The organism is Amycolatopsis saalfeldensis, from assembly GCF_900110575.1.
In the GTDB taxonomy this organism is placed as follows: domain Bacteria; phylum Actinomycetota; class Actinomycetes; order Mycobacteriales; family Pseudonocardiaceae; genus Amycolatopsis; species Amycolatopsis saalfeldensis.
The window spans coordinates 18,844-33,760 of sequence record NZ_FOEF01000007.1; the positions used below are offsets into that span (position 1 = coordinate 18,844).

At 71.0% G+C, this 14,917-nt stretch carries 11 protein-coding genes; 5 read left to right on the plus strand and 6 right to left on the minus strand.

The window, feature by feature from the left end:
* Positions 1–41: 41 nt before the first annotated feature.
* Entirely contained in the window at positions 42–854 is an 813-nt protein-coding gene (locus BMY97_RS17635; protein ID WP_091617958.1) for a family 1 encapsulin nanocompartment shell protein, read from the minus strand.
* A 5-nt stretch (positions 855–859) separates the two neighbouring features.
* Positions 860–1,420, minus strand: a complete 561-nt coding sequence (locus BMY97_RS17640; protein WP_091617959.1) for a hemerythrin domain-containing protein — start codon at positions 1,418–1,420, stop codon at positions 860–862.
* 102 nt (positions 1,421–1,522) lie between these two features.
* Between BMY97_RS17640 and BMY97_RS17645 the strand changes: the two genes are divergently transcribed.
* Genes BMY97_RS17645 through BMY97_RS17660 form a run of 4 tightly spaced genes read left to right on the plus strand, consistent with a single transcriptional unit; the run spans position 1,523 to position 5,608 of the window.
* Entirely contained in the window at positions 1,523–2,701 is a 1,179-nt protein-coding gene (locus tag BMY97_RS17645) for an NAD(P)/FAD-dependent oxidoreductase (RefSeq protein ID WP_091617960.1), read from the plus strand.
* Positions 2,698–3,657 (plus strand): acyl-CoA dehydrogenase family protein, encoded by a 960-nt coding sequence (locus tag BMY97_RS17650; RefSeq protein WP_245787369.1) that lies wholly within the window; start codon positions 2,698–2,700, stop codon positions 3,655–3,657. The genes BMY97_RS17645 and BMY97_RS17650 overlap by 4 nt, the downstream gene beginning before the upstream one ends.
* Positions 3,654–4,919, plus strand: a complete 1,266-nt coding sequence (locus tag BMY97_RS17655; protein WP_091617961.1) for a PIG-L family deacetylase — start codon at positions 3,654–3,656, stop codon at positions 4,917–4,919. Before BMY97_RS17650 ends, BMY97_RS17655 begins: the two co-directional genes overlap by 4 nt.
* Complete coding sequence (locus BMY97_RS17660) at positions 4,916–5,608, plus strand: glycosyltransferase family 2 protein (protein ID WP_091617962.1); 693 nt, start codon at positions 4,916–4,918, stop codon at positions 5,606–5,608. Before BMY97_RS17655 ends, BMY97_RS17660 begins: the two co-directional genes overlap by 4 nt.
* 83 nt (positions 5,609–5,691) lie before the next feature.
* Here BMY97_RS17660 and BMY97_RS17665 read toward each other — a convergent pair whose 3' ends face one another.
* Positions 5,692–10,287 (minus strand): RHS repeat-associated core domain-containing protein, encoded by a 4,596-nt coding sequence (locus tag BMY97_RS17665; protein ID WP_245787370.1) that lies wholly within the window; start codon positions 10,285–10,287, stop codon positions 5,692–5,694.
* A gap of 353 nt (positions 10,288–10,640) precedes the next feature.
* On the opposite strand from BMY97_RS17665, the gene BMY97_RS17670 reads away from it, so the two are divergent.
* Positions 10,641–11,630, plus strand: coding sequence for an LLM class F420-dependent oxidoreductase (locus BMY97_RS17670; RefSeq protein ID WP_091618202.1), 990 nt, complete (start codon positions 10,641–10,643; stop codon positions 11,628–11,630).
* 52 nt (positions 11,631–11,682) lie between these two features.
* Here BMY97_RS17670 and BMY97_RS17675 read toward each other — a convergent pair whose 3' ends face one another.
* From BMY97_RS17675 to ccrA, 3 genes are read right to left on the minus strand one after another with little or no spacing between them, the layout of a single operon-like run.
* Positions 11,683–12,684: a 3-oxoacyl-ACP synthase III family protein gene (locus BMY97_RS17675; protein ID WP_091617963.1), complete on the minus strand. Its 1,002-nt coding sequence runs from the start codon at positions 12,682–12,684 to the stop codon at positions 11,683–11,685.
* Positions 12,685–12,712: 28 nt separating this feature from the next.
* On the minus strand, positions 12,713–13,567 hold the full coding sequence (locus BMY97_RS17680; protein ID WP_091617964.1) for a 3-hydroxybutyryl-CoA dehydrogenase: 855 nt from the start codon (positions 13,565–13,567) through the stop codon (positions 12,713–12,715).
* A gap of 11 nt (positions 13,568–13,578) precedes the next feature.
* Positions 13,579–14,850 carry a crotonyl-CoA carboxylase/reductase gene (gene ccrA / locus BMY97_RS17685; protein ID WP_091617965.1) on the minus strand — a complete coding sequence of 424 codons (1,272 nt, stop codon included), beginning with the start codon at positions 14,848–14,850 and terminating at the stop codon, positions 13,579–13,581.
* Between the last annotated feature and the right edge of the window lie 67 nt (positions 14,851–14,917).

A 14,917-nucleotide genomic window follows, 5' to 3' on the forward strand; every position in this document is an offset into this window, starting at 1 on the left:
CGCACTGACGTCGATCAGAGCGACGGCATCTTCGACGGACGTCAGTCGAGGACCAGCGCCGAGTCCGGCTCGGTCACCCGGAAGCTGAAGCTCTCTTCCAGGTAGAGCGAAAGCTTCTCGGCGTCGTGATGGCTGTAGCCGATCGAGAGATCTTGGCCCAGTTCCAGGACGAAGTCCCCGCCGGCCAGGCTGAGCACGACCGCGCCGGTGATGCCCGGGGTGCGTTTGACCCGGCCGCCACCGAGTGCGCGGCGCAGGTGGTCCAGCACGAGCAGGCCGCCGTGCTCGGTGCTCTCCACGATGGCGGTGTGGCCCTCAGGGTTGATCGCCAGCGCGTACGGTCCGTCGATCCCGTTGCAGCGCAAGGTGTTCACCGCGTTCGCCACGAGGTGCGGGTAGCGCTCCGGATCGGTGCCCAGCGTCCCGTGCTCGTACGGGCTGGCGTCGATGATCCCGCCGATCCCGGCCTCTGGCCAGCCGTGGAACACTGCCCGGTTCTCGATGAGCCCCACCTGGGCGGCCGCCTGGTCCAGGTCGTCGAGCTCCAGGTCGTCGGCGCCACGCTCGGCGTCTTCCAGCTCGGAGCGGTCGACGGTGAACGGCACGCGCACCTCGACCAGCGGCAGGACGCGGCGCTGCCGGACGGCGGTCTCGCGCTCCCGGGCGTTCTCCGGAGCGTCGATGCGGCGGGTGCGGCCGAGCGAGGTGGCCGAGTGCGTCCAGCCCCGCGGTCCCTCGACGTCGACCACCTTGCGGGCCGCGAGGTGCGTGACCAGCCGTTCCCGCGCTTCGTCGTCGATCTGGCGCCAGCCTTCGGCCGGGATCGGCGCGAGTTCTCGCATGAGATGGTCCATTGCGTTCACTGCTCCTTCAGTCCGCCGATGCCCAGCGAAACGTCTTCCGGGATGTCCTTGCCGGCCTTCTTCTCCTGCTCGGCGACGTAGCGCTCAGGGTCGACGTCGCCGGTGTCGACGCCCTTGCCGCCCTCGTGTTCGGCCTTGAACGCGAGGAACCTGCGGCCGAGCTCTTCGCGCAGCCCCGCGCCGGCGTGCCTGCGGAAGTCGGCGAGCGCGTCGTCCTCCTCCTCGGCCATGTGCTCGCTGTTGGCCGTGCGGGCCTGGCGCACCGCGGCACGCCAGGCCGCGCTGCCGGCCGGGTGCCGCCGGGATTCGGCGACCGCGTCACGGATCTCGTTGTGATCGCCGACGGCGTCGAGCGTCTCGTCCTCGGCGTCGGTGCCGCGCTGGATCAGCTCGGGGTAGAAGACCGCCTCCTCGGCTGCGGCGTGCAGGTCCAGCAGCGTCGCGAGGGGCTCCCACGCCCGGGCCAGCTCATCCGGGGAGGCCAGGTCGTCCAGCTCGGCGAAGGCCCGGCGGAACCGATCGTGGTCGTCGAGGATCAGGCTGGTGATGTCGGTCATGGCCTTCGACGTTAAGCCGGTCGTCGGTGCTTCGCTTGGTGAGCCACCGCCGGGTACTCGTAACCCGGTGTTTTCAGCGCCGGAGTGGGTACCCGCCCGATCATGGGTGCAGAAAAGCTCGTGGTGATCGGAAGCGGAGCGGCCGGAGTGTCGGCCGCGTGCGCCTATCGCGAAGCCGGAGGCTCCGGCGAAATCCACCTCCTCAGCGCCGACCAGGATCCGCCGTACGAACGGCCCCCGCTGTCGAAGGACCTGCTGCGCGGGGAAACGGCCTCGGACCAGATCTCCCTGGTGGACGAGAAGACCCGCAAGGAACAGGATATCGGGCTCGCGCTCGGCGACCCCGTGGTCGAGCTGGGTCCCGACCGTGCCCGGACGGCGGCGGGCCGGGACTACCCGTTCACGCATTGCGTGCTCGCGACCGGCGCCGAGCCGGTGCGCCCCGATCTGCCCGGCGCCGACCACCCGCGGGTGCGGGTGCTCCGCTCGCTCCGCGATTCCGGCCACCTGCGCGAGGCGGCCATGCGCGCCGGCGAGGCGATCGTGGCCGGGGCCGGGTTCATCGGCTGCGAAGCCGCGGTTTCCCTGGCCCGCCTCGGCTTGCGGGTCACCGTGCTGTGCCCCGGCCCGGTCCCGCAGCTGGCGCGGCTCGGACGCGAGGCGGGCGAGCTGATCGCGAGCTGGCTCGCCGAGGAGGGCGTCCTGCTGCTGCCCGAAACCGAGCTGAAGTCCATCACCGACGGGCACATCGTTCGCACCGGCTCGGGCCAGGACCTCGACGCCGGGCTGATCCTGCTCGCCACCGGGGCAAGGCCACGCGCCGACCTCGCCGAGCAGGCCGGGCTGGCGATCGAGGACGGCCGGGTGCGGACCGATGAGCGCATGCGGACGAGCCGGCCGGGGATCTTCGCCGCCGGAGACGTCGCTCTCGCTTACAACGCCGTCGCCGGGCGAGCCCTGCCGGTGGAGCACTGGGGCGAGGGCCTCGCGATGGGCGAGGTCGCCGGAAGGACGGCCGCCGGGGCCGACGCGGTGTGGGACGCGGTGCCCGGGTTCTGGTCGGAGATCGGCGACCACACGCTCAAGTACGCCGCGTGGGGCGACGGGTTCGACCACGCCCGGCCCGTTTCCGGCGACGACGGCAAGTTCACGGTCTGGTACGAGCGAGACGGCACCGCGGTCGGCGTGCTCACCCACGAAGCCGACGACGACTACGAACGAGGCACCGAGCTGATCCACGCGCACCGTCCGCTTCCGCAGAATCTCGAGGACGCCCGGTGAACCTGCTGAAAGACCTCCCGCCCAAGCCGCTGCCGCTTCCCCGCACCGCGGAGACGCTCGGCGCGGAGCTGCGGCGGATGCTCGTGGCCGGCGCGCTGGACCTGCCGCTGCCCGGCGGCGGCACGGTGCTGCGACGGTGGCGTGAACTGGCCGGCTTCGGCCGCCGCGACCTGGCTCTCGCCCGGCTCGCCGAAGGCCACGCCGACGCGGTCGCGATCCTGGCCGAGGCGGCACAGGCACCCGCGCCCCTGTCCCTCTATGGCGTCTGGGCTTCGAAATCGAGCGGGACCGGCGCGGAACTCCACAATGGACGGCTGAGCGGGACCGTCCGGTTCTGTTCCGGACTCACGGGCCTCGACCGCGCCCTCGTCGCGGCCGGCGACCAGCTGGTCGAGCTGGATCTGTCCACGGCCGGGGTCGAACGCCATCCGGACGCGTGGCAGTCCGTCGGCATGGACGCCTCCGACAGCGGGGACGTGGTCTTCGACGACGTCCCCGTCGACCGGCTCGTCGGGCCACCCGGCTGGTACGTCGCGCGGCGCGGGTTCGTCCTCGGCGGCACCGGGGTGGCCGCGGTCTGGCTCGGCGGCGCCGCCGGAGTGCTCGACTCGGTGCGCGAAACCCTCCGGGCCAAGGCGGACGACCATCAGCTCGCGCACCTCGGCGCCCTCCACGCGGCACTGCGCGGATCCGAAGCGCTGCTGGCTTCCGCCGCCGCGACGATCGAACAGTCCCCCAGCCCGGGCTTGCTGAACGACACCTGCCGCGCGAGCGTCGAACGGACCGCGCGTGACGTGGTCGACCTCGCGCCGCGCATCACCGGCGCCGGACCGCTGTGCCGCGACCGGCGGTTCGCGCAGCAGGTGGCCGACCTCCAGGTGTTCATCCGCCAGCACCACGGCGAACGGGACCTCGCCGCACTGGGCCGGGCCCTGCTCGAAGAGGCCGGGGCATGAGGCCGTTCGTCCCGGAGCACGAATGGACACGCACGTTTCCCGACTGGCCGGGGCAGGAGTTCCGCCACGCGCTGATCGTCGCCGCCCATCCCGACGACGAGACGCTGGGCGCGAGCGGGCTGCTCCAGCACCTGCGGGCGGCGGGCACCACGATGACGCTGGTGGTGGCAACGGACGGCGAAGCCGCGTTCCCCGATTCGAACGCCGCCGAGCGCCGCGATCTGGGCCGCGCCCGGCGCGACGAGCTGGCGCGGTCACTGGCCGCGCAGGGGCTACCGGTGGACCCGGTCTGGCTGGGCCTGCCCGATTCGGACCTCACCGCCCACAGCCACGAACTCGTGGAGGCGCTCCGGAACCACGCGAGGGGTACTGACCTGTGCCTCATGCCCTGGCCCGAGGACCCCCACCCGGACCACCAGGCCGCCGGGCGGGCAGCGCTGGCCGCCGCCCCGGACTCGGCCCACTGCTGGTCGTACCCGATCTGGATGTGGCACTGGCGCAGCCCCGGCGCCACCGACATCCCCTGGCGCCGTGGGCACTCCTACCGGCTCACCACCGGCGAACGGTCGGCGAAGGCCGCCGCGATCCGCGAATTCACCTCGCAGCTTCACCCCGGCCCCCGCGGTGAAGCGCCGATCCTGCCGCAGGAAGCGCTGGCCCACTTCGACCGCCCGGTGGAGACGTTCTTCCGGCAACCGCCGGACCGCTCCGCGCCGATCGGCCGGTTCGCTGAGCTGTACGCCGGCGCGCACGACCCGTGGCAGGTCGAATCCCGTTGGTACGAAAAGAGAAAACGCGCGCTGCTACTGGCTTCGCTGCCACGCGAGCGCTACGGCACGGTCGTCGAGCCCGGCTGTGGGACGGGAACGCTGACGAGGGAGCTGGCCGGGCGATGCGACCGGCTGGTCGCGTTCGACCCGGTACCCGACGCCGTGGCCCTCGCCCGTGAAGCGGCGCCCAGCGCGGACGTCCGGCACGGGCTGGTGCCCCACGCGATCCCGTCCGGCCCGGTCGACCTCTTCGTCTACAGCGAACTGCTGTACTACCTGGACGAGACGGACCTCGAGAAGACGATCGAGGCCTCGGTGGCCGCGCTGAGGCCCGGCGGCGACCTGGCCGCCGTGCACTGGTTGCCGTGGGCGCCGGAGGCTCCGCACGACGGCGCCGCCGTGCACGAGCGGCTCGCCGCGCATCCGGCCCTCGAGACCATCGTGACCCACGTCGACGAGCAGTTTCGCCTGGACGTATTGAGGCGCCGGTGATCACCGCGATCGCTGTCGTCGTGCCCGCGCGCGACGAAGCCCCGGCCATCTCCGGTTGCCTGCACGCGATCCGGCGGTCGCTGCTGCGGCTGCCGGTGTCGGTCGAGCGTGCCGTCATCGTGGTCGCCGACCGGTGCGCCGACGACACCGCTTCACGGGCCCGGTCCTTGGCCGAGGTGATCGTCAGCCGCGCCCCGCTCACCATCGGCGAGGTCCGCGACCTGGGCTGCCGCACCACGCTCTCACGCCTGGCCGGACATCGGACGTCGGAGGTCCTGCTGCTCAACACCGACGCGGACAGCGAAGTGGACCAGCACTGGGCAGCCCGGCACCTGGCCCGCGCCCGCCAAGGCGGCCACGCCACCACCGGCCCCGCACACCTCATCGGCCCGGCACCGGGCGGCCCCGGAGCCGCTGCGCGCTATCGGAGGCTGGTCGAAACGGCGGACCGAGAGGCCGGCAATGTCTACGGAGCCAACCTCGCGGTCCGCGCCGACACCTACGACGCGGTCGGCGGGTTCGGCCGGGTCGCCAGCGGCGAGGACCACTCGCTGTGGAACCGTCTCGAAAACGCCGGATACCGGCTCGGACAGGAACCCGGAGCCTCGGTCCGCACCAGTGCGCGACTGGACGGCCGCGCGCCCGGCGGGCTGTCATCGCTGCTGCGCAAGCTCGCCTCTGGACGGTAGGCGCGTGGCGAGCCTGCGCGCGGCCGGCGACCCCGTCCGGCCGGCGCCGCCCGACCCGGCAGAACTGTCGGAAAAGCCCTTCGTCACGTGGGATTCGCGGGGAGGGGGAAGATGAATCCGGTCTGTCCGGTTCCCTCGCCCCGGTATTCGGGACCGACCACCTCTGCACCATGCTGGTTCCAGAATGTCGTGCCGCAGGGGGTGCACACGGGACGGCTCGCACCGCCGGCTATCGGGGTCCAGCCCTGGTTTCGGATGACGGCCATTCCGTTCATCTCGGCATGCCGGTCGACTCCGCCGGGTACGCGAACCAGCAAGTCCCCGGGCTGGGCGGCTCCTCGCTGGGCTCCGGTGAAGTCGTCTCCACCATTCTGCGTGACGACGTTGAATTCATTTCCCTGGCTGTCCCGCACCCTGATCACGGAGACCGTATTGTATTCCCCGGTTCGCGGGTTGAGCATGCCATGGTAATAGGACGCCCGGTCGCCGAGATCCGCCGCGAGCTGTTCCTGGCACGGGGTGAGCCCGAGCGGGTCCAGCCAGGTGTGCGGGTTGGGCACGTACTGGTGGGGGTTGGCTCCCCCGCGCAGGCCGATCGGGTCGGCGCTGCTGTACCGGGCGGAATCGGGATCGTAGTGGCGCAGGACGTTGTAGTTGAAGCCGGTTTCCGGGTCGTGGTACTGGCCGGGGAAACGCAACGGGGTGCCGGTCCCCGCTCCGCCCCGGCTCAGCGCCGTGGCACCCCACAGGGTCGTGCGGTGGAACCAGGCGACGTCCCCGCGGTCGTCCACCAGCTCGGTCGGAGTGCCCACCAGATCGGTGATGATCGAATAGAACCGTTCGTCGATCCACTGCTGCGGCGCGCGGCGCAGCGGTGACCGTTCGGTCTGGGTCAGCGGGCGGCCGGTGCCCGGTTCGTAGTTCCACACCGTGACGCGGGCGTCCCCCGGGTCGGGGCCGTCCGTGTGCGCCTGTTCGGCCAGCACGAGCCCGTCCCACGCGAAGTCGATCTGCTCCAGCACCCCGGAACCGTCGGGAGTGAGCCGCTGCTTGGCGATCCGGCGGCCGAGCGCGTCGTAGCGGTATCGCCAGCGGGTGCCGTCCGGGGTGAGCACCTCGGAAAGGCAGTCTTCGGAATTCCAGAAGTAGCGCCAGGTGTCGGGGCGGCTGGACAACCGCTTCCGTTGCCGCAGCACCACCCGACCCTGCGCGTCGTGCTCGTAGCGGACGTTGCCGGCCCTGCGGATCAGCGTGCCGCGGTATTCCCGCTCGCCGAACTCCCCGACGGCCGGCTCGGGCGAGGTGGGCCACGACGCGTGCGCGACGTTTCCCGCGGCGTCGTAGGCATACCGTTCGGTCCAGCCCGAGCCGGTGACGGCCACGACCCGGCCCACGCGATCGAGGTCGAACCGGCGCGGACCGGTGAGCCGATCGTCCATGGCGGCCAGGAAACCGTCCTCGCGGTACCGGTAGGAACGGTGCTGGGTCTCGGTTCCCGTGGCATCGGTGAGCGACTGCGAGCGCAGCCGGTGGTCGGCGTCCCAGGACTGGGCGAGCACCGCCTGGCTGCCCCATTCCCGCCGGGTTTCGTTGCCTGCGCTGTCGTAGCCGAAGCGCAGCGTGCGCCCGGCGGTGTGCAGCGCGACGGGCCGGTGGCCCGCGTCGTAGTCCCACACGCTCTCGGCTCCGGACGGCGTGCGGCGGCGGACCAGCCGGCCGAGCGGATCGTAGGCCGAGGCGACGGTGCGGCCGTTGATGGTCTCGGTGAGCACGCGCCCGTCCGGGTCCCGGCTGAAGGTGACGCGCGCGTCCGGGTTCGTCGCTTCGACCACGCGGCCCGCCGCGTCGTAGGCGAACGTGGTGACCGCCGCGCCGTTGCGGCGTTCCACGACGCGCCCGAGGACGTCGTAGCGGAACTGCACGGCCTCCCCCACGCCGTTGACGCGTTCGACCAGCTGCCCGGCCGCGTCGTGCCGGTAGGTCAGCACCCGGCCGTTGAAGTCGGTCTCCCGCACCAGATCGCCCACCGCGTCGTACTCGTAGCGCCACACCAGGCCTTGCTGGTTGGTGACGCTGGTCAACCGGAGTTCGGTGTCGTAGCCGTACTCCATGCGGGTGCCGTCGGGACGGGTCTCGGCCGAGGGCAGGTCGGCATGGGTGACCTCGGTGCGATGGGTCTGGCCGAGGGCGTCGACGTGGGTGCGCAGGTTCCCTTCGCCGTCGTAGATCCACCGCTGCGTGGTTCCGTCCGGCGAAGTCTCCCAGGCAGGCAGGCCGTCCACGGTCCAGCCGAACCGCGTGGTGGCCCCGGCCGGATCCACCACGGCGCAGACCCGCCCGAAACCGTCCCGCTCGTACCGGGTGACCACGCCCGAGGGATCGGTGACCGACACCGGCAGGCCGGCGGCGTTGCTCAGGATGGTGCGCACCCCGCCGAGCGGGTCCGTGATCGTCGAGAGGTTCCCGTGCTCGTCGTAGCCGTAGCTGCTCGCGCGGCCCGCCGCGTCGATCGCGCGGGTGAGGTTGCCGCGCTCGTCGTATTCCTGCCGGGAGACCGTCCCGTCCACCGCGACCATCGCCACCGGCAGCCCGAGACCGTTGTGCTGCAACCGGGTCTGCGCGCCGTCCGGCCGGGTCACCGCCACCACGTTCCCGAACTCGTCGTGCTCGTACCGCACCGTCCGGCCCAGCGGATCGGTGCGGCTGAGCAGCCGGTCGAAGGCGTCCCATTCCGACCGGACCTCGTGCCCGGCCGGGTCGACCTCACGCACGGTCTGGCCCAGTTCGTTGAGGTGGTAGACGGTCTGCTGCCCCAGCGAGTCGGTCCACCGCCGCGCCCCGTCCTCGTACGCCATGGTGCCGCTGAGGAACCCGCCGGAGCCCTCGGCCCGCACCACCCGGCCCTCGGGGTCGTAGCCGTAGCGGTACCAGGCGCCGTTGCGGTCGGTCCAGCCGGTCATCCGGCCGGCGCCGTCGTAGCTGAACCGCAGCGGGGTCCCGGAGGCGTTGGTGACCTCGGTGAGCCGGCCGTGCTCGTAGCCGTACCGCAGCAACAGCAGGTCGGCGCCATCGTCGGCACCACACAAATGCAGCGCGCGGATCATCCCGCCCGCGGACTCCACCCGGACGCGGTAGCCCCCGCTGTGCCGGATCTCGGTCGGCACCCCGGCATCGTCGCGGACGAACTCGATGCGGTGCCCGTTGCGGTCGGTGATGGCCCGCAGGGGCAGCACCCCGGTGCCGCCGCCGAAATGCAGCGTCCGGCCCTGCTCCGGCAGGGTGACCGTGTAGCTCCCGCCGGTGAACGCGAGCGGCCGCCGTGGCCCGGCCTGCGGCAAGGACTGCGGCATCGGATGCGAATAGAACAGCAGCGTGCCGTCATCGCCGGCGAACGACACCCCTTCGTCGTCGACCTCCAGCCGTTGGTCCACAGTGGACGCCCAGTTCGGGCCGAACGACCAGCCCGCCCGGTAGGAGGACAGGTGCACCCGGCGCAGCACCAGCGCCAGTGCCCCGGCCAGCTCGACGTCGGTCTGCGCGAGCACCACGTCACCGCTGGCCACGTCGATCGGGTCACCGCAGGTGTTCTTGTTCTTGTCCGGTACCCCGTCCTCCCGCGGGCCGCGGCTGTTGCCCCGGACACCCGGCCCCGCACCCGAAGTCGACGTCGAGTCGTTCCCGCCGGAGGAGTCACGACCCGGGGGCGGCGCCTCGCCTCCCCCGTCGTTGCCGCCGTGCGTGCCGTCCGGCCCCGTCTCGCCGTGCGGCCGCGAACCGCCGCTGTTCCCCCCGGCCCCGGCGGGGTTCGTCGATCCCGGATCCGCGCTGGAGGTCGTGGTCGAGTCCCCGGACGAGCTGCCGTCCTTGCCCGGCGATCCCTTCGGGGATTCGATGTCCTTCGGTTTGGGGGCGGGCTTGGGCTTGCCGCCTTTGATGCCCTTCAACGCCTTCCCGGCGTCCTCGAAGAGCGTCCCGGCCTTCTTCAGCAGCGGCACCAGCGCCTTGAGCGCCTTCACCAGCTTCGTGGTGACCTGGGTGATCTTCGACGCCGTCTTGGCCACCGCGGTGATCACCTGCGGCACGACCCAGGTCATCCCGATCCCGAGCGTGAACACGACCTGCAAAGCCCACGAGATCAGATGCCCGACCAGGTCGGCGATCGTGTCCCGCACCAGCGACCGCACCGCCGCCACGACCTCGCCCGCGGTCTTGACGCCGCTCGCCGCGCCCTCGCTGCCCTTCTGCGCGCTGGCGATCAGCGCGGACGTGTCCTCGGCCGCCTTGCGGTAGCTGTCGGCCGCCTCGCCCTGCCAGCTCTCCAGGTCCTTCTTGACCAGCTGGGTCAGCTCCGCCGCGACGCTCTCCAGCTCCTTCGCGATGTTGGTCCACGTCGAGGCCTGGGCGTTGACCTCGTCCGCGTTCCCGGCCAACGCGTCGAGGGCCTGCTTCAGCGGCCCGACATGCTCCATCAGCCAGCCGACCCCGGCCGCGAAGATCGCGCCGAACGGATCCATCACCGCGGTCAGCGTGTCCAGCGCGGTCCCGACCGCACCGACCGCGACCGCGGCCCAGTCCTTGCTCTCGATCGCCGTCTTCAGCCCGGTCGCGTCCTCCAGCAGCGGAACACCGGACACCGCCGTCGTCGAATCCTGCACCGGCGCGACCAACGGATTGCTCACGAGAGATCCTGCTCACTTCCAAGTCGGTATCGTCTGCGGCGGAGTCGCCCCTGACCGGGCCATTTCCTGTATACGGAGGACATCCGCCGACTTCGGCCCAGAGAGGGAAACCCTACCCGAAAGGCCATCAGCGTGGAACGAAAGGCTCTGCACGGCCGTGACCGCGGCACTTGGCTGATCAGTCCACAGTAGACAGAGGAAGAGCCGCGACGGCCGGGTGGGTACGCGTCGCGCCGGTCGTCCGACGAGCTGGAGGCCATCCCACCGTGCTGCTCTCCGCGCGCCGGATCCCCGGGGCGGCTGGTTGCGCCAATCCCCACCGGGGGCCCACCGGGGACGCTATGCTCGGCCCCATGCGATTTGGACTCTTCATGCCGCAGGGCTGGAAGCTCGACCTGGTCGGGATCGAGCCGGGCGAGCACTGGCGGACGATGCTGGATCTGGCCAGGTACGCCGAGGACGGGCCCTTCGAGTCGATCTGGGTCTACGACCACTTCCACACCGTGCCGGTGCCCACCGAGGAGGCGACGCACGAGGCATGGTCGCTGATGGCCGCCTTCGCCGCGGCGACCAGCCGGGTGCGGCTGGGCCAGATGTGCACGTCCATGGGGTACCGCAACCCGGCGTACCTGGCCAAGGTCGCGTCCACGGTCGACATCATCTCCGGTGGCCGGGTCGAGATGGGCATCGGCGCCGGCTGGTACGAGCACGAGTGGCGGGCCTACGGCTACGGCTTCCCGGGCGCCGGCGAGCGGCTCGGCCGGCTGGACGAGGGCGTGCAGATCATGCGCCAGTTGTGGACCACCGGCACCGCGACGCTGGAGGGCAAGCACTTCCAGGTCGATGGCGCGATCAACCGCCCGCTGCCGTTGCAGGAGGGCGGGATCCCGATCTGGATCGCCGGCGGGGGTGAGCGGAAGACGCTGCGCATCGCGGCGAAGTACGCCGACTACACCAACTTCGACAGCGACCCGGAGGGTTTCCAGCACAAGTCGGAGATTCTGGCCGGGCACTGCCGTGAGGTGGGCACCGATTTCGACGCGATCGTCCGGTCGGGCAACTACAACATCATGATCGGCGAGACGGAGAAGGACGTCCAGGACCGGCTGGCCTGGGTCCACGCCCAGTACGAGCCGCTGGTCCCGGCCGACAAGCTGGCCGCCTTCGACAATCTGTACTCCTCCGGGCTGCTGGTCGGCACGCCGGAGCAGCTGGTGGAACGGCTGACCCGCATGAAGAGCCTCGGCATGAAGTACACGATCCTGCACTTCATCGAGTCGGCCTACGACCGGTCCGGCATCGACTTGTTCGTCAAGACCGTGATGCCGGAATTGATCGACTGAGTCCTCGCTGCCGGGAATCGAGTCTGGTGTCACTCGATTCCCGGCGGTGGCCTCAGGCGGAAGCGGACCACCTGAGCAAGGTCGCTCCCACGGACATCCCGCCGCCGAAGGCCGCCAGCAGGACCAGATCCTCGTCGTGGATCATGCCCGAACGGGCCGCGTCGTCGAGGGTCACCGGGACCGATGCGCTGCCGAGGTTGCCGTAGCGCTCGACCACGCGGTGGGTGTGCGTGTCGGTCAGGCCGCAAGCCTCGACCAGGTGGTCCAGCAGCACCCCGTTCGCCTGGTGCGGCACGAAACACCGGACGTCGGCCAGGCTGGCACCGGCGTCCGTGACCAGTTTGTCCAGGATCTGCGGGACGTTGTCGAGCACGAAGTCCCGGACGGCCCGGCCCTGCATGGTGAACAGGTGGCCGCCGGCCGCCAGGGTCTCCTCCGTGGTCGGCGTCCGGCTGCCGCCCGCGGGCACCTTGATCAGGTCCTGGGCGTCGCCGTGGCTGCTCAGGTGGACGTTGAGGAATCCGCGTCCCTCCGGCACCTCGCCGACGATGGCCGCTCCCGCGCCGTCGCCGAGCAGGACCGACGTGCTGCGGTCGTCGTAGTTCAGGAAGCGCGAATACAGGTCGGCGCCGATCACCATGGCGTGCGCGTCGGGCTGAGCCGCCACCAGGCGGCGCGCGATCTCGAGCCCGTAGGGGAAACCGGCGCACACCACGTTGATGTCGAAGCACGCCGCGTCGTGCGAGCCGATCAGATTCTGTACCACACAAGCCGTCGGCGGCTGCGGGAAGTCGCCGGTGGAGGTCGAAACGATCAGGTAGTCGATCCGGTTGGGCGTGAGGTTCGCACTGTCCAGGGCCCTGAGCGCGGCCTTGGCCGCCAGATCCGAAGTCGCCTCGTCGGCGGCGGCGTAGCGCCGGGTCGCGATCCCCGTTTTGCGCATGATCCATTCGGTCGTGATGTTCGGTACCATCGCGACGATTTCCTCGTTGGTCACCACACGGTCCGGCACATACGAACCCGTGCCGAGCAGCCCGATGGTCCGCTGGGTCATGTTCCGATCCTCTCCTAGGTCCGCCCGGCTACGCGTAGGAATAGAAACCGTGACCGGACTTCTTGCCGAGCAGGCCGGATTCGGCCATCCGGACCAGCAGTGGCGGCGGCGCGTACAACGGCTCGCCGTATTCGGCGTACAGGGCACGCGCCACGTGCACCACGACATCGGCGCCGATCAGGTCGATCAGGGCCAGCGGCCCCATCGGGTGGGCGCAGCCGAGCGTCATGCCACGGTCCACTTCGGACGCGGTGGAGAATCCCGACTCGACCACCCGCACCGCACCCAGCAGGTACGGGACCAGCAGCCCGTTCACGACGAAGCCGGCCCGGTCCGGGGAGCTGACCACCTGCTTGCCGAGCACGCCGGTGACGAACTCCACCGCCCGCTCCCGCACGCTCTCCGCGGTCACCAGTGAACTGATCACCTCGACCAGGGCCAGGACCTGGACCGGGTTGAAGAAGTGCAGGCCGATCACCCGCTCCGGCGCCTGCGTCACGGCGGCCAGCCTCGCGATCGGGATCGAGGACGTGTTCGAAGCGAGAATCGCGCCGGGATCCTGCACGACCTTGTCGAGCTGGGCGAAGACGTCCAGCTTCGTCGCCTCGTCCTCCGGCACGGTCTCGATGACCAGCCGGCGATCCTGGAACTCGAGCAGGTCCGCGGTGAAGGAAATCCGGCCGAGCACGGCGTCGCGGTCGGTCTCGGAGAGCTTCCCTCGGGAGACCGCCCGCTCCAGCGAGCGGTGGATCCGTTTCGAGCCCGCGTCCGCCGACGCCGGACGGGACACGGCCACCTTGACCTCCAGGCCGGCCCGCGCGCACGACTCGGCCAGCCCCGCTCCCATCACGCCGCAGCCGACGATGCCCACCTTGTCGATCATCTTCAGCCCCCTCAGACCGTGGCGAGTGCGTCGCGGGTGGACGCCAGGTCGCGCAGCCCGGGGCGGGGCGCGTTGACGAGGACGGCCATGTTGCCCGGCGGGTGGGCGTTGTCGCGCATCAGCTGGTGCGCCTTGCCCACCTCGCTCAGGTCACCGCACCAGGACAGGCACGGGTCGAGCTTGCCCGCCCCGACCAGCAGGGTCACCTCGCGGCACTCGCGCGTGTTGGCGTAGTGCGAGCCTTGCAGCCGCTTCTGGCGCATCCAGAAGTGCCGCAGGTCGGTGTCGGCGTTGTAGCCGCTGGTGCCGCCGCAGATCACCACCATGCCGCCCGCGTCGGCCACGTAGAGCGAGGTGGGGATGCTGTCCTGGCCGACGTGCTCCAGCACGATGCGCGGCGAGCGGCGCTCGCCGAGGATGTCCCAGATCCGGCGGCCGAAGTTGCGCGCGCCGTGCGTCCACCGCGCCATCGCCTCGTCGTCGGTCACGTCGGGCAGCCGGCCCCAGTGGTCGAACTCCTTGCGGTTGATGACGCCTTCGGCGCCCAGCCGCAGGCAGTACTCGGCGCGGGCGTCGTCGGAGACGACCGCGATCGGGACACCACCGAAGAGGCGGACGATCTGGATGGCCATCGAGCCGAGCCCGCCCGCCCCGCCCCAGATGAGCACCGGGTCGCCGGGCCGCACGACGTGCGGGTCCCAGCCGCGCAGCTGCCGGTACGCCGTGACACCGGTCAGCATGAAGCAGGCCGCCTCCTCCCACGTGAGGTTCGCGGGCTTGGGGTGGCACTGGTACTCGTCGACGACGGTGAACTGCGCGAAGGAGCCGAAGTTGTTCTCGTAGCCCCAAACGGCCTGCGTGGTCGACAGAATCGGGTCCGCGCCCAGCCTGATGTCGTTGGCCAGCTCGTCCCACTGGAGCCCGGACAGGCAGACCTCGGAGCCGACCTGGACGTCGCGGACGCCCTCGCCGACCGCCCACACCACGCCGGCGCCCTCCGAGCCGCCGATGTGGAAACCGGTCTCGTCACCGGCCTTCGTGCGGGCCGCGATCACGTCGAACGGATAGCCCAGCGCCGCCCAGACGTTGTTGTAGTTGATCCCGGCGGCCATCACGAGCACCAGGACCTGGCCGCGGCCCAGCTCGGGCACCGGCACTCGCTCGATCTCGAAGGCGCCGCTGGGCGGCCCGTACCGCTCGGGGCGGATCACCGAGGCGTACATCTGTTCCGGCACGCTGCCCATGGGCGGGATCTCGCCCACCTCGTAGATCGACTTCGTCATCGCCGGCTTCCTTTCCAGTAAGTCGGGGCTCACCCGCCGCCGGGTAGCTGTCCATTGTGGAGCGTTC